The 18279-nt window shown below is 71.8% G+C and carries 18 protein-coding genes and 1 riboswitch; of the genes, 15 read left to right on the top strand and 3 right to left on the bottom strand.

The genetic code is table 11. From position 1 onward, the window contains the following. Both GEV28_RS22170 and GEV28_RS22175 read left to right on the top strand, forming a co-directional pair. Positions 1-1688: class I tRNA ligase family protein (locus GEV28_RS22170; protein ID WP_291414037.1), on the top strand; the 1688-nt coding region annotated here is incomplete at its 5' end. 40 nt (positions 1689-1728) lie between these two features. Continuing rightward, positions 1729-2004, top strand: coding sequence for a DUF167 domain-containing protein (locus GEV28_RS22175; protein ID WP_291414038.1), 276 nt, complete (start codon positions 1729-1731; stop codon positions 2002-2004). A gap of 89 nt (positions 2005-2093) precedes the next feature. Here the strand turns inward: GEV28_RS22175 and GEV28_RS22180 are convergent, their stop codons facing one another. Beyond that, a complete protein-coding gene (locus GEV28_RS22180) occupies positions 2094-3086 on the bottom strand; it encodes a M28 family metallopeptidase (RefSeq protein ID WP_291414039.1) in 993 nt (330 codons plus the stop codon). Between the two features lie 105 nt (positions 3087-3191). On the opposite strand from GEV28_RS22180, the gene GEV28_RS22185 reads away from it, so the two are divergent. Next, on the top strand, positions 3192-4679 hold the full coding sequence (locus GEV28_RS22185) for a potassium/proton antiporter (RefSeq protein ID WP_291414040.1): 1488 nt from the start codon (positions 3192-3194) through the stop codon (positions 4677-4679). Positions 4680-4698: 19 nt separating this feature from the next. Here the strand turns inward: GEV28_RS22185 and sthA are convergent, their stop codons facing one another. Continuing rightward, positions 4699-6099, bottom strand: coding sequence for a Si-specific NAD(P)(+) transhydrogenase (sthA, locus tag GEV28_RS22190; protein ID WP_291414041.1), 1401 nt, complete (start codon positions 6097-6099; stop codon positions 4699-4701). Between the two features lie 69 nt (positions 6100-6168). Then, positions 6169-6284, top strand: a riboswitch (SAM riboswitch). A 32-nt stretch (positions 6285-6316) separates the two neighbouring features. Here sthA and GEV28_RS22195 point away from each other — a divergent pair. The 7 genes from GEV28_RS22195 (at position 6317) to GEV28_RS22225 (ending at position 11571) form a co-directional block, all read left to right on the top strand. Continuing rightward, the gene (locus GEV28_RS22195; RefSeq protein ID WP_291414042.1) at positions 6317-7645 is read left to right on the top strand and encodes an aminotransferase class V-fold PLP-dependent enzyme; all 1329 of its coding nucleotides are present in this window, start codon (positions 6317-6319) and stop codon (positions 7643-7645) included. 172 nt (positions 7646-7817) lie between these two features. Then, positions 7818-8372, top strand: a complete 555-nt coding sequence (gene lspA / locus GEV28_RS22200; protein WP_291414072.1) for a signal peptidase II — start codon at positions 7818-7820, stop codon at positions 8370-8372. Beyond that, a complete protein-coding gene (locus GEV28_RS22205; protein WP_291414043.1) occupies positions 8369-9295 on the top strand; it encodes an RluA family pseudouridine synthase in 927 nt (308 codons plus the stop codon). The genes lspA and GEV28_RS22205 overlap by 4 nt, the downstream gene beginning before the upstream one ends. A 97-nt stretch (positions 9296-9392) precedes the next feature. Beyond that, positions 9393-9767 carry a hypothetical protein gene (locus GEV28_RS22210; RefSeq protein ID WP_291414044.1) on the top strand — a complete coding sequence of 125 codons (375 nt, stop codon included), beginning with the start codon at positions 9393-9395 and terminating at the stop codon, positions 9765-9767. Between the two features lie 162 nt (positions 9768-9929). After that, the gene (locus GEV28_RS22215) at positions 9930-10652 is read left to right on the top strand and encodes a hypothetical protein (protein ID WP_291414045.1); all 723 of its coding nucleotides are present in this window, start codon (positions 9930-9932) and stop codon (positions 10650-10652) included. Between the two features lie 23 nt (positions 10653-10675). Beyond that, positions 10676-11266, top strand: coding sequence for a DUF3558 family protein (locus GEV28_RS22220; protein WP_291414073.1), 591 nt, complete (start codon positions 10676-10678; stop codon positions 11264-11266). Positions 11267-11319: 53 nt separating this feature from the next. Then, the gene (locus GEV28_RS22225) at positions 11320-11571 is read left to right on the top strand and encodes a hypothetical protein (RefSeq protein ID WP_291414046.1); all 252 of its coding nucleotides are present in this window, start codon (positions 11320-11322) and stop codon (positions 11569-11571) included. An 18-nt stretch (positions 11572-11589) separates the two neighbouring features. Here GEV28_RS22225 and GEV28_RS22230 read toward each other — a convergent pair whose 3' ends face one another. After that, complete coding sequence (locus GEV28_RS22230; protein ID WP_291414047.1) at positions 11590-12630, bottom strand: AsnC family protein; 1041 nt, start codon at positions 12628-12630, stop codon at positions 11590-11592. Between the two features lie 92 nt (positions 12631-12722). Between GEV28_RS22230 and GEV28_RS22235 the strand changes: the two genes are divergently transcribed. The 5 genes from GEV28_RS22235 (at position 12723) to GEV28_RS22255 (ending at position 18258) form a co-directional block, all read left to right on the top strand. After that, a complete protein-coding gene (locus tag GEV28_RS22235) occupies positions 12723-13910 on the top strand; it encodes a CehA/McbA family metallohydrolase (protein WP_291414048.1) in 1188 nt (395 codons plus the stop codon). 116 nt (positions 13911-14026) lie between these two features. Further along, complete coding sequence (locus GEV28_RS22240; protein WP_291414049.1) at positions 14027-15436, top strand: extracellular solute-binding protein; 1410 nt, start codon at positions 14027-14029, stop codon at positions 15434-15436. Continuing rightward, positions 15429-16355 carry a carbohydrate ABC transporter permease gene (locus GEV28_RS22245; RefSeq protein ID WP_291414050.1) on the top strand — a complete coding sequence of 309 codons (927 nt, stop codon included), beginning with the start codon at positions 15429-15431 and terminating at the stop codon, positions 16353-16355. The genes GEV28_RS22240 and GEV28_RS22245 overlap by 8 nt, the downstream gene beginning before the upstream one ends. Further along, the gene (locus GEV28_RS22250; RefSeq protein ID WP_291414051.1) at positions 16352-17173 is read left to right on the top strand and encodes a carbohydrate ABC transporter permease; all 822 of its coding nucleotides are present in this window, start codon (positions 16352-16354) and stop codon (positions 17171-17173) included. Before GEV28_RS22245 ends, GEV28_RS22250 begins: the two co-directional genes overlap by 4 nt. Further along, on the top strand, positions 17173-18258 hold the full coding sequence (locus GEV28_RS22255; protein ID WP_291414052.1) for an ABC transporter ATP-binding protein: 1086 nt from the start codon (positions 17173-17175) through the stop codon (positions 18256-18258). Before GEV28_RS22250 ends, GEV28_RS22255 begins: the two co-directional genes overlap by 1 nt. Positions 18259-18279 lie beyond the last annotated feature (21 nt).

Consider the following 18279-nt stretch of genomic DNA (forward strand, 5'->3'; position numbering starts at 1 on the left):
CGGACAACCCCGAGTACCCGCGCACCGACGTGTACGGCTCGCTCGACGAGCTGGAGCGCGACTTCGGGGTGCGGCCGGGGGACCTGCACCGGCCGTTCGTCGACGAGCTGACCCGGCCCAACCCGGACGACCCGACCGGGCAGTCGACCATGCGCCGGGTGCCCGAGGTGCTGGACTGCTGGTTCGAGTCCGGCTCGATGCCCTACGCCCAGGTGCACTACCCCTTCGACAACGCCGACTGGTTCGAGCACCACTACCCCGGCGACTTCATCGTCGAGTACAACGGCCAGACCCGCGGCTGGTTCTACACGATGCACGTGCTGGCCACCGCGCTGTTCGACCGGCCCGCGTTCCGCAACTGCGTTGCGCACGGCATCGTCCTGGGCGACGACGGGCAGAAGATGTCCAAGTCGCGCAAGAACTACCCGGACGTCAACGAGGTGTTCTCGCGCGACGGCTCGGACGCGATGCGCTGGTTCCTGATGGCGTCGCCGATCCTGCGCGGCGGCGACCTGGTGGTGACCGAGCGCGGCATCCGCGACGCCGTCCGGCAGGCCGTGCTGCCGCTGTGGAACTGCTGGTACTTCCTTGCCCTGTACGCGAACGCGGAGTCGGCCGAGGGCACGTGGCGGACGGACTCGCCGCACGTGCTCGACCGCTATGTGCTCGCCAAGACGCACTCGCTCGTCGTCGCGACCCGCGAGGCGCTGGACGTCTACGACCTGTCCGGCGCCTGCGCGGGCGTGCGGGACTACCTCGAGGCGCTCACCAACTGGTACGTGCGGCGCTCCCGGGACCGGTTCTGGGCCGGCGACCAGGACGCGATCGACACGCTGCACACGGTGCTCGAGGTCGTGTCGCGGGTGGTCGCCCCGCTGCTGCCGCTGACCGCGGAGGCGGTGTGGCGCGGGCTCACCGGCGAGCGGTCGGTGCACCTGGCCGACTGGCCGGCCGACGACCTCCTGCCGGCCGACGACGCGCTGGTGACGGCCATGGACCGGGTGCGCCAGGTGTGCTCGGCCGCGCTCGCGCTGCGCAAGTCGAACAGGCTGCGCGTGCGGCTGCCGCTGGCGTCCCTCGTGGTCGCCGCGCCGGACGCGGAGTCGCTCTCGCCGTTCACCGACCTGGTCAAGGACGAGGTGAACGTCAAGGAGGTCGTGCTCACCACGGACGTGGCGGCGCACGGGCACTTCGAGCTGGTGGTCAACGCGCGCGCGTGCGGGCCGCGGCTCGGGGCGGACACGCAGAAGGTCATCCGCGCGGTGAAGGCGGGGGAGTGGACCTCCGCCGGCGACACGGTGGTCGCGGCCGGCATCGAGCTGCTGCCGGGCGAGTTCCAGCGCCGGCTGGTCGCCACCGACACCGGTGCGGCCGCGGAGCTTCCCGCGAGCTCGGGGCTGGTGGTCCTCGACCCGGCCACGACGCCGGCGCTCGAGGCCGAGGGCGTGGCCCGTGACCTGGTGCGCGTCGTCCAGCAGGCCCGGCGGGACGCCGGCCTCGACGTGGCCGACCGGATCGCGCTGACCGTGCAGGCCCCGGACGACATCGTCGCCGCGATCCGCGCGCACGAGGCGTTCGTGTCCGGCGAGACCCTCGCCGGCGCGGTGTCCTACGGCCCGGTGACCGACGGCTTCGCGGGCACCGTGGGCGACGGCGTCGACGTCGTGGTGCGGGTGGTCAGGAGCTGACCGTGGCCGTCTCCGCGACGCCGGCGCCACGGTTCCCGCGATGACCGGTCCCTTCCGCTTCGCGGTCCGCGTGAAGCCCGCCGCCCGCCGCGACTCGGTGGGCGGCCGCTGGGCGGAGGACGCCCTGATCGTGGCGGTGCAGGCGCCCGCGGTGGACGGCAAGGCGAACGAGGCGGTCCGCCGCGCCCTGGCGAAGGCGTTCGGCATCCGCCGCCGGGACGTCACGATCGTCACGGGGGAGCGCGGCCGGGACAAGCTGGTGGAGCTGGTGGGTGCGACCGACCCGGCGACGCGCCTGACCGAGCTCCTGGCCTGACCCGCGAGTCCAACCCCCAGAACCCGCGAGTCCAACGTTCAGGACCTCCGAGTCCAACGTTCAGGACCCGCGAGTCCCCGGTTCGCGACTCAGGCCGTCAGGGTCCAGACGGCGTCGGCGATCGCGTCGCTGTTGCGGTCCAGGGCGGTCGCGTCGATGTTGGTCAGCGTGTCGCAGGACTGGTGGTAGCACGGGTCGAACGCGGCGCCCGCCGTGCCGCCCCACTTCGCCGCCTGGTCCGCCGACTTGGTCTCCTCCGCGCCGCTGAACACCCCGCCCGTCGGGATGCCCGCGTCCGCGAACGCCGCGTGGTCCGACCGGCCACCGACGGACACCGGCTCCGTCGCCACGCCGAGCTCCGCGTAGTGGTCGTTCAGCATCGTCTCGATGGCGGCTGAGCCCTCCGGCTGGCCGTTCGAGTCGTAGACGAAGTACCCGGCGTTCGGCGAGCCGATCATGTCGAAGTTCACGTAGCCGGCGATCTTGTCGAGCTCCGCGGCCGGCAGGCTCGACACGTAGTTCGAGGAGCCGACCAGGCCGAGCTCCTCCGCGCCCCACCACCCGAACCGCAGGTGCTTCGCCGGCTGCAACCCCTGCTCGGCCACGGTCAGCGCCACCTCCAGCAGCGCCGCCGACCCCGAGCCGTTGTCGTTGATCCCGGGCCCGCGCGTCACGCTGTCCGCGTGCCCGCCGAACATCATCACCGCGTTCTCGTCCCCGCCCGGCCAGTCGGCGATCAGGTTCCACCCCGTGCCGCCCGCGGTGAACTCCTGCAGTGACGTCGTGAAACCGGCCGCGTCCAGCGCCGCCTCGATGTAGTCGAGCCCCGCGCGGTACCCCGGCTGCCCGTGCGCCCGGTTCCCGCCGTTCGCGTCCGCGATCGCCTGTAACCGAGCCAGATGCGCCTGCACGTCGGCCACCGGGATGTCCGGGCCGGCCGCGAACGGAGCCTTGGTGTACGACACCGGTGCCGACACCGATGCCGACGCGTCCGGGACCTGGTCCACCGCGGCCGCGGCGCAGGCGGTGGCGAGGGTGAGGGCGACGGTGCCGAGCGTGACGAAGGTGTGGCGGAGCCTCATGATCATCCCTCCGGAGAGTTATGGATCTCTCGCCAGCGTGTCAACGGTCCGTTTCGCACGCTAGGTTCATTCGTCGGTACTTCGCCGAAGCATCAGGAGGTGGGGGTGGGCCCCGAGCTGACCATCGTGCTGGGGGCAGCCGCGGCCGTCCTCCTCGTCGCCGTGGTGGCGGTGCGGATATCCGTGCGGCTCGGATTTCCCTCGCTCCTGCTGTATCTCGGGATCGGCGTCGTCCTCGGTGAGTCCGCCATCGGGATCCAGTTCGACAACGCCGATCTCACCCAGTCGCTCGGGCTCGCCGGGCTCGTGCTGATCCTCACCGAAGGCGGGCTCACCACCCGCTGGCCGCAGGTCAAGACATCGCTGTGGCCAGGAATCATGCTGTCCACTGTGGCCGTCGGGGTGAGCATCGGGGTCACCGGCGTGGCGCTGCACCTGCTGCTCGGGTTGGACTGGCGGATCGCGCTGCTGTGGGGCGCGGTGCTCGCCCCGACCGACGCGGCGGCGGTGTTCAGCGTGCTGCGCAGCGTCGCGGTGAGCCGCAGGCTCGTCGGCGCCCTCGAGCTGGAGTCCGGCATGAACGACGCCGCCTCCTACAGCATGGTCGTGCTGCTCGCCTCCGGTGGCGTGTTCACCCTGGGCCTGCCGTTCGTGATGCTCTACGAGCTGGTCGTGGGCGCGGTGGTCGGCGTCGTCCTCGGCTGGCTCGGCGCGTACGCGCTGCGCCGCGCGGCACTGCCGTCCACCGGTCTCTATCCACTTGCGACAGTCGCGGTGCCGGTGCTCGCGTTCTCCACCGGCTCGGCGGTCCACGCCTCCGGGCTGCTCGCCGCGTACGTGGCCGCGCTGGTGCTCGGCAACTCGCGACTGCCGCACCGCACCGACACGCTCTCCTTCGCCGAGGGTTTCGGCATGCTGTCCCAGATCGGGTTGTTCGTGCTGCTCGGCCTGTACATGTCGCCCGGCCGGGTGCTCGACGCGGTGATCCCGGGCCTGGTCGCGGGTGTGGTGGTCACGCTGGTCGCCAGACCGCTGTCCGTGATCGTCTCGGCGACGCCCTTCCGCATGCCGTGGCGAGAACAGGTGTTCCTGTCCTGGGCCGGGCTGCGCGGCGCGGTGCCGATCGTGTTCGCGATGGTCCCGATCACCGTGGGCCTACCGGGCGCCCAGCGGCTCGTCGACGCGGTGTTCGTGCTGGTCATCGTGCTGACCCTGGTGCAGGGGAGCACCCTCGGGCTGCTCGCCAGGCTGCTCGGCATCGGCGGCGGCGCGCGGTCCCAGGAGATCGACGTGGACGCCGCGCCGCTCGACGAGCTGGGCGCGGTGCTGCTGCAGGTCCGCATCCCGCCCGGCTCCAAGATGCACGGCGTCTACCTGACCGAGCTGCGCCTGCCGGTCGGCGCCACGGTGAGCCTCGTGGTGCGCAAGGGCGTCAGCCACACCCCGGCGCCGACCACCCGGCTGCAGGAGGACGACCAGCTGCTGGTCGTCGCCACCGAGCAGGCCCGCTCGGAGACCGAGCACCGCATCCGCGCGGTCGACCGCGCCGGCCGGTTCGCCAGGTGGAAGGGCGAGACCGGCCAGGAGAGCTGACCCGGCCGGCCCCGGCCGGTCAGTCGGTGAGCATGCTGATCTGGCGCATCTTGTTCGTGGCATCGAGCGCCGCGACCTTGTACGACTCGGCCAGCGTCGGGTAGTTGAACACCGTGTCCACGAGGTAGTCGACGGTGCCGCCGCAGCCCATCACCGCCTGTCCGATGTGGACGAGCTCGGTGGCGCCGGTCCCGAACACGTGCACGCCCAGCAGTGACCGGTCCTCCGGCGACACCAGCAGCTTCAGCACCCCGTAGGAGTCGCCGATGATCTGGCCGCGGGCGAGCTCGCGGTAGCGCGACACGCCGACCTCGAACGGGATCCGCTGCTCGGTGAGCTCGTCCTCGGTCCGGCCGATGTAGCTGATCTCCGGGATCGTGTAGATGCCGATCGGCTGCAGCTCGTGCATCTCGTGCACCGGCTCGCCGCACGCGTGGTGGGCGGCGAGGCGCCCCTGCTCCATCGAGGTGGCGGCGAGCGCGGGGAAACCGATCACATCGCCGACCGCGTAGATATGCTCGACCTCGGTGCGGAAGTTGGCGTCGACCTTGATCCGGCCGCGCTTGTCGGCGGACAGGCCCGCCGCGGGCAGGTCGAGGTGGTCGGTCATGCCCTGCCGGCCGGCCGAGTACATCACCGTGTCGGCGGGGATCTTCTTGCCGCTCTCGAGGATCGTGACCGTGCCGTTCTTGTACCGCTCCACCCCGGAGACGGTCTCGCCGAACCGGAACGTCACCGCGAGGTCACGCAGGTGGTACTTGAGCGCCTCGACGACCTCGGTGTCGCAGAACTCCAGCATCCGCATCCGCTGCTCGATCACGGTGACCTTGGTGCCGAGCGCGGCGAACATCGACGCGTACTCGATGCCGATCACCCCGGCGCCGACGACGATCATGGTCCGCGGGATCCGGTCCAGCGAGAGGATGCTGTCCGAGTCGATGATCGTCTGCGCGTCGAAGTCCACACTGGACGGACGGGCCGGCGTCGTGCCGGTGGCGATCACGATCTTGTCCGCGGTCACCGAGCGCTCCTGCCCGCTGCCGTCGGAGACCTGCACGGTGTGCTGGTCGGTGAACCGGCCCATGCCGGGCAGCACGTGCACGCCGTTGCGGGAGAGCTGGCTGCGGATCACGTCGACCTCGCGCCCCACCACGTGGCTGGTGCGGGCGGTGAGGTCGCCGATCGTGATCTCCTCCTTCACCCGGTAGCTCTGGCCGTACAGCTCGCGCTGGCTCATGCCGGTGAGGTAGAGCACCGCCTCACGCAGGGTCTTGGACGGGATGGTGCCGGTGTTGATGCACACGCCGCCGATCATGTTGCGGCGCTCGACCAGCCCGACCTCCGCGCCGAGCTTGGCGGCCGCGATCGCCGCCTTCTGCCCACCAGGACCGGATCCGAGAACCAACACGTCGAAGTCCATTGGGCCAGTCTGACAGCACGCGGACGGTTGGACAGCCATCCGGCCGATCGGCTACGGTTTGTTCACGAAGGTCATGAGCGCCAGCGTCAAGCCCCGGCTTGCTGGCCGGCAACCCTCCTACCGCGGTGGGGTGCCCCGGGTGAGGACCAGGCCCTCCGCGAGGTGCGGGCGGGCAAGCGCGGGCCCCCGGACGGGTCCCCGACCCGGAGGCTCACAGATGACGCTCGCCATCCCCCATGCCCGCTCGGTCACCCACGCCGTGCCGCCGGTCGCCGGCGCGCGGCTCACCGTGCCGCTCGTGGACGGCCGCCGCGTGCCGTACGCCAACCTCGACCACGCCGCGAGCGCGCCCTGTCTGGACGCGGTCCGGGACGCGGTCGACGAGCTGCTGCCCTGGTACGCCAGCGTGCACCGAGGCGCGGGCTTCGCGTCCCAGGTGTCCACAAAGGTCTACGAGCAGGCGCGGGACGTGCTGCGCCGGTTCGTCGGCGCGCGCCGGACCGACGCCGTGGTGTTCACCCGCAACACGACCGACGCGCTGAACCTGCTGGCCCGCGTGCTGCCGAAGGGCACGTCGGTGGTGCACTTCGACACCGACCACCACGCGGCGCTGCTGGCATGGCGCGGCCTGCGGGTGCGCAGGCTGTCCGAGGCGGCCGGCCTCGACGCGGCGCTGCGGGACTGCCCGACCGGGCCGCGGCTGGTGGTCGTGACCGGCGCGTCGAACGTGACCGGTGAGGTGTGGCCGGTGGCCGAGCTCGCCGCCGTCGCCCGTCGGCACGGGGCCCGCGTCGTGCTCGACGCCGCGCAGCTCGCCCCGCACCGCCCGGTGGACATGCGCGTCCTGGACGTCGACTACGTGGTCCTGTCCGGGCACAAGCTGTACGCCCCGTTCGGCGCCGGCGCGCTGATCGGGCGGGCGGACTGGCTGCGTGCCGCAGACCCGTACCTGGCCGGCGGGGGAGCGACCAGCCGGGTGGCCGACCGCGGCACCCACCTGAGCGTCTCCTGGTCGACGGGGGTCGAGCGGCACGAGGCCGGCACGCCGAACGTCGTCGGCGCGCACGCGCTCGCGGTGGCGTGCGAGACGTTCCTGCGGAACGGTTGGCCGGCGGTCGTCGCCCACGAGCGGACCCTGCTGACCCGGCTGCGTGCCGGCCTCGCGACGGTGCCCGGCCTGCGCGAGCTGTCCCTGTTCGGCGCGGGGCACGACCGGGTCGGCGTGGTGAGCTTCGCCGTCGACGGCCAGGACCCGGGCCTCGTCGCGGCGGTCCTGTCGGCAGAGCACGGCATCGGCGTCCGGGACGGCGCGTTCTGCGCGCACATCGCGACCGACCGGCTGCTGTCCGCGGCGGGCGCGTCGGGTACCCGCGCGGTGCGGGCCAGCCTCGGCCTCGGCACCACCACCGAGCACGTCGACCGCCTGGCGGCGGCCCTGCGCGGGTTGGTCACCGACGGCCCCACCTGGGAGTACGAGCAGGTCGACGGCCGGTGGACGCCCAGCCCGGACCCGCGCGAGCTGCCCGCGTTCCTGTCCGCTGCTTGACCCCGGGACCCGGTTGACACGTGCCAGCGGCGGTGGTCGCGTGCCAGCCGTGGACAATGGCCGGGTGAGCGACGAGACCAGCACCGACACCGACCCGGACACCCACGCGGAGCAGCCGGGTGGGGCCGACGTGGGGCCGCCGCCGACGCCCCCCGAGCCGCCCCTGCCGCCCCTGCCGCCGCGCCGCGGCTGGCTGTTCGCCGTCGTGGCGCCGGTCGTGCTGGTCGCCGACATCATCACCAAGATCCTCGCGATCGCGGCGCTCGCCGGGGAGCCGCCGGCGCGGGTGCTCGGCGGGCTCGTCTACCTGCAGATCGTCCGGAACCCGGGGGCCGCGTTCGGCATGGCCACCGGGATGACGTGGCTGCTCACCTGCGTCGCCCTCGCGGTCGTCGTCGCGATCATCTGGATCATGCCCAAGCTTCGCTCGGTCGGCTGGGCCATCGGGCTCGCGCTCGTGCTCGCCGGCGCGCTCGGCAACCTCATCGACCGGTTCTTCCGCGAGCCGGGCCCGCTGCGCGGCCACGTCGTCGACTTCGTCTCGGTCTTCCAGCCCAACGGCGACTTCTTCCCGGTGTTCAACATCGCCGACTCGGCCATCGTCTGCGGCGGCATCCTCATCGTGCTGATGGCGTTGCTCGGCCGGGACTACGACGGCCGGCTCACGAAGGACAAGGCCGCGGACAAGGCCGCCGGCAAGGACCTGGACAAGGCTCCGGAGAAGTGACCGCCCGCACCCTGCCCGTGCCCGACGGGCTGGACGGCATGCGGGTCGACGCCGGCCTCGCCAAGCTCCTCGGCCTGTCCCGCACCACCGTCGCCGCGCTGGCCGAGTCCGGCGACGTCAGCCTCGACGGCCGGCCCGCGGGCAAGTCCGACCGGCTCGTCGCAGGCGCATGGCTCGAGGTGACGCTGCCCGAGCCGGACCGCCCCGTGCCGGTGCGGGCCGACCCGGTGCCGGGCCTGCGGACCATCTACGAGGACGACGACGTGGTCGTCGTCGACAAGCCGGTCGGCGTCGCGGCCCATCCGAGCCCCGGCTGGACCGGGCCGACGGTCGTCGGCGGGCTCGCCGCGGCCGGGGTGCGGGTGTCGACCTCCGGCGCGGCCGAGCGGCAGGGCGTCGTGCACCGGCTGGACGTCGGCACGACCGGCATCATGGTCGTGGCCAAGAGCGAGCACGCCTACACGGTCCTCAAGCGCGCGTTCAAGGACCGAACGGTCGAGAAGGGCTACCACGCGCTCGTCCAGGGCCACCCCGACCCGACGGTCGGCACCATCGACGCGCCGATCGACCGGCACCCCAAGCACGACTACAGGTTCGCCGTCGTCGCCTCCGGCCGGCCAAGCGTCACGCATTACCAGGTGCTCGAGGCGTTCCGGGCCGCGTCGCTCGTGGACATCAAGCTCGAGACCGGGCGAACACACCAGATCCGGGTGCACTTCTCGGCGCTGCGCCACCCCTGCGTCGGCGACCTGGCCTACGGCGCGGACCCGGTGCTCGCCAAGCGGCTCGGGCTGACCCGGCAGTGGCTGCACGCCCGCCGGCTCGGCTTCGAGCACCCCGCGGACGGCCGATGGGTCGAGTTCACCAGCGAGTACCCCGACGATCTGCGCATCGCCCTGGAGCGTCTCTCGGCCGAGGGCTGACGGTCGGTTTCGCGCCGTTCCGCGCACAACCGTGCCCGGAGTCGGCTACCGTCGATGGCAACGGTTAGTGTGCAATGGTCAACTGAGGGTAGTTGAGATGCCTGACCCTTCGCCGAACGACGGCTTCACCGCCAACCTCAACGACGCGGACAAGGCCGCGACACAGTCGTTGCCGGCCGCGGCGTCGCTGATTCGGGACCCGGTGACCTACCTGGTCTCGCTCGTCGACTTCGAGGGGGCGAACGTCTACCGCGCCGCCGACCGCGCGACGAATGCCTTCGGGCTGTACAAGGAGGGACTCGGCCGCCGGCAGCGGGACATCGCCCGGGTGGTCGACGAGACCGCCGAGGCGCTGAAGGACATCGTCAACGTGTACCGGCGCGTGGACGGGCAGGTCCGACCGTGGGTGTTGACCTCGGCAAGTCCGACGACCAGGTGGGGCACGCGATCGCGGACATGCGGGCCGCGCTGAACGCGATGCTCGACGGACGAGTGTGACGGGCGACCGCGGCGGGGAGATCGACCGCCCGGTGCACGACGACCTGAACGTCTCCTGTCGCTGGACCCGAAGAAGATCGAGGAGGAGTTCGCCCGGCTCCGCCAGGCCGCCTTCCTGATCGGCGAGAATTCCGAGGTGGTGGTCAAGGTGAGCGAGGCTTACCAACTGCTCGACGACTGGCGGGGCGCCGCCGCGGACGCCTTCCGGGATCAGCTGGTGCGCATCCAGACCTTCGTCAAGGAGAGCCAGCATCCGGCAGTCCTCGCCGGCCTGCAGGCGCTCGGTGCGTTGTTCAGCCTGGCGTACCACATGCGGCAGAGCTACCACGACCTGGCGGTCGTCGTGCGCAGCTGCGCCAACCACGAGATCGACCAGCAGCAGGCCAGGGAGGACAAGCTCAAGCTCGCGATCGGCAAGGAGCTGGTGCTGGCCGCGCTGTCGCTGAACCCGGCCAAGATGGCGAGTGCCGTGGTGGACTTCGGAGTGGAGGCGGCCGGGGCGCTCGGTGACTACTCGATCGAGGGAACCGGGGCCGACGTGGTGATCGACGCCTACCGGGACCGGAGCATCAGCCTGCGGGAGACCTTCGAGAGCAACCTCAACCTGCTCTCCCAACGAATGCAGGACGACTGGGCGAGCCAGGTGGAGAACGACGGGAAGCTTCAGGTGATGCAGCCGCTGAACCCCGTTGCCGACGTGGGCAGCCCGGATTTCAGCTACGAGGCGTTCAGCACCGAGGAGTACCCGCCCGGCGGGCCGTTCGCCAAGCAGGTGGATGTCGAGCGGAAGCGCTACGCCCAGGAGGAAGAGGCACACGACACCGAGATCAACCGGCGGCTCGAGGGGCACGACCGGTGAGGGCGGGCACATGGCGGATCGTGATGTGCTTCCTCGTGGCCGGTGTACTGACCGGGTGCACGCCGGATGAGCGGAAGGACACCGGCTCGACCAGCACGACACCGACCTCGACCGCGCGAAGCACTACCACGTCGATTTCGACGCCTCCCTCGACTCCGCCGCAGACCTCGCCGCCGCCGATCACCCGGCCGCTGGATCCGAGTCGCTACGCCAGCGAGCGCACGGTGTGTGATCTGCTCACCGAAGCCCAGGCCATGGAGCTCGGTCTGCCCAGCCCCGGCGACCCGAGCAGCATCGAAGGCACCTTCCTGTCCTGCCACCGCCGGCACGCGCTCGCCGACCGAGAGGTGAACTACGACCTCTGGCTCGACTCCGACCTGCTGGGTTCCACGTACCGCGGCCTCGAGGAGTACGAGGACTGGGAGCTTCGGGACATCGCGGGGCAGCCGGCCGTGGTGATCGGCGCGGACCCCGCCCGGGCCTGCCGGGTGGACATCGGGCTGGGAAAGCGCGAGGGGATCGAGCTCATGGCCAGTGACGACGACGGGAAGGCCTGTGCGGTGGCGGTGGCGGTGGCCGAGCAGATCGTGCGGAACCTCGCCGGAGATGGCTGACTTTCGGCGGTCTCTTACGTAAGTTGTGCTCACCAGAGGTACGAGGGGGTGCCATGACACGGCCGGGCGCATACGACGACGACCACTTACCGGACCGGTTCCTCGTCGACGGCGTGGCGCCGTCGGTCATCGGGGAGACGGACGGGCCCGACCCAGCAGGCGACGGTGGCTACGACGGTGGCTACGACGGCGGCGGCTACGAGTACGAGGCGCGAACCTACCGCGAGCCGCCGACGTCCCCGATCCCCGCCCAGAAACCGCCGGAGGAGCGCAGGTCCTGGCTGGGCCGCATGTTCGGCCGCTGACAGCCCCAGGTCCGCGCGTCAGTCCTCGACCGTCCAGTTGAGGGTGCGGGACTCCTCGTCCGGTCGCGGGCTCCAGCGCACGGAGGTGACCTCGGTCTGCTCCGGCACCACGTACACCGTGTGCCCACCCGCGGTCTCGCCCGGCGGCACGCCGATCCGGTGCGGCGGCCGCGAGGACAGCGACACCGGCGCCTTCGAGATCGTCTTCCCGTCCGGCGTCACCAGCACCAGGTACAGGTCCGGCAGCGACTGGAACGCCACCGACCCCCGGTTGGTCAGCTCGGTGTGCACGACGACCGAGCGCTCGCCCTCCTGCAGCCGGTAGCCGGCCGCGGTGAACAGGTAGTCGGCCGGGTCGACGACCTCAACCAGCTGGATCGCGAGCCGCTCACCCTCGAGGCCCTCGGTCTGCAGCATCGCGCCGACCTTGCCCTGCCGCACCTCGCCCTCCGGCCGCTCGGCGCGCACGGTCGGCTGGGTGACGTCCTGCGGCGGCTGGTCGCCGCGTGCCCAGGTCGAGGTCTGCGGCGGCCCCCACATGGTCATCGGCGCGTCCGGCTGCGGCGTCGGGAACGGGATGCTCGGCGGTCCGGTCTGCGCGGGGAACGGCGCGCTCGGCGGGCCGGTCCGGGGCTGGTAGCCCATCTGCACCGGACCCGACGGGACCTGGTGCGGACCCGAGGGGACCGAGTGCGGGCCGGACTGAACCGAATGGGGCCCGGACGGCCCGGGCGGCGGGACGGGACCCGGACCTTGGTACGGCATCGGCATCGGCACCGGGCCGGACGGCGGCGCCTGGTACTGGGGTTGCTGCGGGTAGCCGTACGGCGCCGACGGGGCGGCCTGGGCCATCGCGGCGGCGGCCGCGGCACGCAGCCGGGCCGGGTCGCACTCCACGCCCACCAGCAGCGGCAGTCCGATGGCGGACAGCGCGACGAGGCGCGACGCCACCTCCCGCGGGTCCATCCCCATGCGGGCGGCGACCTCGTGTACCGCTGCTCTGCCCATCTCGGCAACGACGCCGAGCAGGCGGGCGTCTACCGGATCCGTCGCGACCACGGATCGCACGCTACCCGGTCGCCGCGATCATCGCGGTGGAGCCGCGCCCATGTGCAGGAAACCCACCGGGTTCCTCGGGCCACGCTGGCAGGATGACAGCCGTGGAGATCATTCACGAAGGCCGCTGGACCCGCGGCGACCGCGCCGCCGACCCCTGGCCGCGGCTGCCGTTCGAGGTGCCGCCGGGCTGCCCCGCGATCGAGGTCGAGCTGGCCGTCGGGGGCGATCCGGCGGTCCCCGGCGCGGTGATCGACCTCGGCTGCGAGGGCGCCGCGGGCTGGCGCGGCTGGTCCGGCGGCGCCCGCACCCGCTACGCGATCACCCCGACCGCCGCCACGCCCGGCTACCTGCCGGGGGAGCCCGAGCCCGGCGTCTGGCACGTGGTCCTCGGCCTGCACCGGCTGCCCGAGTCCGGAGTGGACTACACGGTGACGGTCCGCACCGGCGGCGCACCGCGGGTCGAGCGGGACCGGCCCGCACCGGACGTTCCGGACCGACCGGCACCCCGAGAGCTGCCGGCCGCCACCGGGTCGCGCTGGGTGGCGGTCGACCTGCACGCGCACACGCTGCACTCCGACGGCCTGCTGACTGTTGCCGAGCTCGCCGCCCGCGCGGTCGCGGCGGGGCTGGACGCGCTCGCGGTCACCGACCACAACACCACGAGCCACCACGCCGAGCTCGCCGAGGTCGGCCGGCGCTACGGCATCGCGCTGGTCCCCGGCCAGGAGGTCACCACCGAGCACGGCCATGCCAACGCGTTCGGCGACATCGGCTGGGTCGACTTCCGCGAGCCCGCCGCGAGCTGGGTGCGCACGGTGGCCGAGCGCGGCGGGCTGCTCTCGGTCAACCACCCGCTCGCCGCCGACTGCGCCTGGCGGCACCCGCTGCCGGTCCGCCCGCCGCTCGCCGAGGTCTGGCACTCCAGCTGGGTCGCCCCGACCTGGGGCGGCCCGCTCGCCTGGTGGCAGGCCTGGGGCACCGATGTCACGCCGATCGGCGGCAGCGACTGGCACGCCCCGGACGGCAGCGCGAGCCTCGGCGCGCCGACCACATGGGTCGCCGTCGACGGCGCCGCACACGGGCCCGAGCTGGTCCCCGCGGTGCTCGACGGGCTGCGGACACCGCGGTGCGGCCGGGACGCTCGTGCTGGGTGGCGGCCGGCGCCTCGCCGTCCGGTCCGATCGGGATCGTCTGCCGGCCGGGGAGGGCGGTCACGCGCTGTGCGGGCACGACGGGAGCGTGCTCGCGCTGGCCGGCGCACCCCGGTGATGCCGCGCTGAGCTTGTCAGCGCGCCGTGGGTGATACAAGATTCCGACACATTCGGTCCACGTTTGGTGAGGTCTCCACTTGGAGCGCTCTACCGACGCCCGCTCGACCACGAGAGAGGTGCCGAAGATGCGACGAAAGCTCTTGTTGGCCGGCACGGTTGCCATGACTCCCGCGCTGGCTCTGATGCTGTCCGGCTGCCTCGGCCAGCAGCAGGAGTCCGACGCCGGCAAGAACGCCGACGCGAAGGACGTCACCCTCACGATCACCTCGAACTCGGTCCAGGGCGGCAAGAACGACCTCGGTGCCAAGTGGATCGAGGACTGGGTGATCCCGGAGTTCACCAAGCAGCAGAAGGAGAAGGGCGTCAACGTCACCGTCGAGTTCGACGGCCTGGGCGTGGACGACGCGGACTACAAGGCGAAGATCGCGCTCGACTTCGGCACCGACATCGGCGGGGACGTCGTCGAGATCGACGGCATCTGGCTCGGCGAGTTCGCCCAGGGCGGCCAGGTCCGCCCGCTCGACGACGTGGTCGGCAAGGACGAGGTCGACGCCTGGGACGGCTGGTCGCAGATTCCCGACGCGGTGCAGCGGCTCAGCACCTTCGAGGGCAAGCGGTACGGCATCCCGCAGGGCACCGACGGCCGGGTGCTGTTCTTCAACAAGAAGCTGTTCGCCCAGGCCGGGCTGCCCGCCGACTGGCAGCCGACGAGCTGGGAGGAGATCACCGCGGCGGCGCTGTCGCTCAAGTCCCTGCCCGGGGTCACCCCGATCCAGCTCAACGCCGGCACCGCGATGACCGAGGCGACGACCATGCAGGGCGTGCTGCCGCTGCTCGCCGGTGCCGGCTCGGAGATCTACGCCGACGGCAAGTGGCAGGGCGACACCGACGGGATGAGGTCCGTGCTCGACCTCTACCAGCAGGTCTACAAGGGCGGCCTCGGCGACCCGGTGCTGCAGCAGGAGGCCAAGGGCCGAGACCGCTCGTTCGAGCTGTTCGCCCAGAACAAGATCGGCATCCTGATGGAGAGCGACTACTTCTGGCGCTCGGTGGTCGACCCGGTCGACGGAGTCGCCAAGATGGCCGACCGGGACACCGCGGTGGGCTGGGCCAAGATCCCCGCGATGACACCGGGCTCCGGTGTGGACGGTCAGGACTTCGTCTCGATGTCCGGCGGCGGGATCCGGGTGATCAACCCGAAGACCGAGTACCCGCAGCAGGCCTGGGAGCTCATGCGGTTCATGAGCTCCGCCGAGGCGACCAAGGCCTACCTCGGTGACTCCGCGCAGGTCACCGCGCGCGCGGACGTGAACGAGGAGGTCCTCAAGAGCGACCCGATGCTGAACTTCATCGCCACCGAGGTCCTGCCGATCACCCGGTACCGGCCGGGTCTCGCGGACTACCCGAAGGTGTCCACCGCGCTGCAGCAGGCGACAGCGGACGTGATCGCCGGCAAGAGCGCGGCGGAGGCGGCCGCCGGCTACCAGGGCGCGCTGGTGAAGGCGGTCGGGGAGGACGCGGTCGCCGGTGGTTAGCGCGCCACCGGCGGCGGCCCCCGACGTCGTGCCGCGGCGGGTCCCGGGCAACCGGGACACCGCCGGGCTCGGCGTCGCCCGCGCGGTGGGGTTCGTCTCGCCCGCGCTGCTGCTGATCGGCCTGTTCCTGGTCTTCCCGGCGGTGTGGACGATCTACATCGGGCTCACGAACTACGAGCTCACCGGCACCGCGTCGATCTCGCCCGCGTTCGTCGGCCTCGGCAACTTCATGGAGGCGCTGGACGACGCGCTGTTCGGCAACGCGCTGTGGCTGACGCTGGTGTTCGTCATCGGCTCCGCGGTGCTCGGCCAGAACCTGCTCGGCTTCGTGTTGGCGTGGCTGTTGCGCGGGGCCCGGCCGTGGCTGCGCCGGGTGGTCGAGGGCCTGGTGCTGCTGTCCTGGATCCTGCCCAGCGTCGTCGTCGCGTACCTGTGGATCGCGGTGCTGGACCGCGACGGCGGCACGCTGGGCGCGCTGCTCGGCTCGCCCGGGACCGCGTGGCTCGTCGAGTACCCGATGGCGTCGCTGATCGTGTTCAACACCTGGCGCGGCACGGCGTTCTCGATGATGCTGTACAGCTCCGCGCTGGCCGCGGTGCCGCCCTCTCAGCTGGAGACCGCGCGCACGGTCGGCGCCAGCGGCTGGCAGACCGTGCGCGACGTCGTGTTCCCGCACATCCGCGGGCACGTGCTCACCAACACGCTGCTCATCTCGCTGTGGACGGCCAACGACTTCACGCCGTTCCTGCTCACCGCGGGCGGGCCCAACCACGGGTCGGAGACGCTGCCGGTGTTCATCTACCAGCAGGCGATCTCCTCGGGCCGGCTCGGCTACGCGGCGGCGATCTCGTTCCTGCTGCTGCTCGTCAACCTCGTCGTGGCGATGCTGTACCTGCTGCTGCTGAGGAAGCGCTCATGACTCCCCGGCAGGTGCTGCGCCGGGTCGGCTACGTCGCGTTCATGGCCGTCGTGCTCGCGTTCTTCGCGGTGCCGATGCTGTGGCTCGCGTCGGCGCCGTTCGACTCCGACCCGGGGCTCGGCCTGCAGTGGCCGGACTGGACGCTCGACAACTGGCGGACCACCTTCGAGCACCCGTACGCGCTGGGCTCGCTGGTGAACTCGGTGGTGCTGTGCGTGGTCGCGACAGCCGTGACCACGGTGTTCGCGACGTTGGCCGCCTACGCGCTGTCCCGGGTGCGCATCCCCGGCCGGGACGCGCTGCTGTACCTGCTGCTGCTCCTGTCCAGCGTGGTCACCGGGACCGCGGCGATGGTGCCGATCTTCGTGATGATGTTCCAGCTCGGCCTGATCAACTCGCAGTACGCGACCAGCCTGGTGATCGCCGGCGGGATGCTGCCGGCGGCGATCTTCATCCTCAAGGACTTCATCGACTCGGTGCCGCGGTCCTACGAGGAGTCGGCGCGGGTGTTCGGCGCGTCGCCGACCCAGGTGCTGCGCCACGTCGTGCTGCCGGTGGCCCGGCCGGGGATCGCGACCATCCTCGTGTGGGCGTTCGTGCAGGCGTGGGGCAACTTCCTACTGCCGTTCCTGCTGCTGCGCGACGTCGACGCGCAGCCGGCCGCGGTGCTGCTGCGGACGCTCAAGGACGAGGGCGGGAGCGCGAACCTCAACGTGATCCCGGTGTTCTCGCTGCTGTACGCGGTCCCGGTGGTGGCGCTGTACTTGTTCGTCAGCAAGCGGTACGGGTTCCGCTTCCACGGAGGGATCAAGGCCTGATGGCGGGTGTCGAGCTGACCGATCTGTCCACTGTGTACCCCAACGGGGTGCGTGCGGTGGACTCGCTGGACCTGTCCGTGCGCGACGGCGAGTTCTTCGCGCTGCTCGGCCCGTCCGGCTGCGGCAAGACGACGCTGCTGCGCACGATCGCCGGTCTGGAGCAGGCCTCCGCCGGTGTCGTGTCGATCGGCGGCACGGACGTCACCCGGGTCGAACCCGGCCGCCGGCGGGTGGCGATGGTGTTCCAGGACTACGCGCTGTTCCCGCACATGACGGTGGCGCAGAACATCGCCTACCCGCTGCGGGTCCGCCGGGCCTCGAAGGCCGCCCAGCGGGAGGCCGCCTCCCGGACGTCGGAGGGCCTGGGGCTCGCCGGGTTGCTCGAACGCCGGCCCGGCCAGCTCTCCGGCGGCCAGCAGCAGCGGGTGGCCCTGGCCCGCGCGATCGCGATGGAGGCCGACGTCCTGCTCCTGGACGAGCCACTGTCCAACTTAGACGCCCGGCTGCGCCTGGAGGCACGGACGTTCCTCAAGCGCCTGCAACGTGAGCTGGGCCTGACGACGGTGTTCGTGACCCACGACCAGGCCGAGGCGCTGGCGCTGGCCGACCGGATCGCGGTGATGTCGGAGGGACGGATCCGCCAGCTGGGCAGCCCGAAGGAGGTCTTCCAGCGCCCGGGCGACACCTTCGTGGCGAACTTCATCGGCTCGACCCCGATGAACCTGCTGCCCGGCACGGTGTCCGAGGGCCTGGTCGAGGTGGCCGGCGCCCGCCTGAAACCGCCCCCGGGCCTCGACCTGCCCGACGGCACCCCGGTGACCGCGGGCATCCGCCCCGAGTACCTCCATGCCGCGGCGTCGTCCGCCGACGGTCTCACCGGCACCGTGTCGATCGTGGAGAACATGGGCGTGACGTCGCTGGTGACCATCGAGTGCCCGGACGAGACCCTGGTGGGGCTCACGGTGGCCGAGCAGCACGAGCCGGAGGTCGGCGCGACGGTCACCGCCGTCCCCGAGGCCGGTCGCCTGCTCCTGTACGACGGCGGGACGAGCAGGCTGCTGGGCGAGGCGAAGGTCGACGCCTGACCACGATGTGGGAATTGCCTG

The sequence above is a fragment of the Actinophytocola sp. genome (genome assembly GCF_009379765.1).
Lineage (GTDB): Bacteria > Actinomycetota > Actinomycetes > Mycobacteriales > Pseudonocardiaceae > Actinophytocola.

Coding starts and splice junctions, on each gene's coding strand:
- GEV28_RS22175 (WP_291414038.1), top strand. CDS start 1,729: ATGACCGGTCCCTTCCGCTTCGCGGTCCGCGTGAAGCCCGCCGCCCGC.
- GEV28_RS22180 (WP_291414039.1), bottom strand. CDS start 3,086: ATGAGGCTCCGCCACACCTTCGTCACGCTCGGCACCGTCGCCCTCACC.
- sthA (WP_291414041.1), bottom strand. CDS start 6,099: ATGGACTTCGACGTGTTGGTTCTCGGATCCGGTCCTGGTGGGCAGAAG.
- GEV28_RS22195 (WP_291414042.1), top strand. CDS start 6,317: ATGACGCTCGCCATCCCCCATGCCCGCTCGGTCACCCACGCCGTGCCG.
- GEV28_RS22210 (WP_291414044.1), top strand. CDS start 9,393: ATGCCTGACCCTTCGCCGAACGACGGCTTCACCGCCAACCTCAACGAC.
- GEV28_RS22220 (WP_291414073.1), top strand. CDS start 10,676: ATGTGCTTCCTCGTGGCCGGTGTACTGACCGGGTGCACGCCGGATGAG.
- GEV28_RS22225 (WP_291414046.1), top strand. CDS start 11,320: ATGACACGGCCGGGCGCATACGACGACGACCACTTACCGGACCGGTTC.
- GEV28_RS22235 (WP_291414048.1), top strand. CDS start 12,723: ATGACAGCCGTGGAGATCATTCACGAAGGCCGCTGGACCCGCGGCGAC.
- GEV28_RS22240 (WP_291414049.1), top strand. CDS start 14,027: ATGCGACGAAAGCTCTTGTTGGCCGGCACGGTTGCCATGACTCCCGCG.
- GEV28_RS22250 (WP_291414051.1), top strand. CDS start 16,352: ATGACTCCCCGGCAGGTGCTGCGCCGGGTCGGCTACGTCGCGTTCATG.
- GEV28_RS22255 (WP_291414052.1), top strand. CDS start 17,173: ATGGCGGGTGTCGAGCTGACCGATCTGTCCACTGTGTACCCCAACGGG.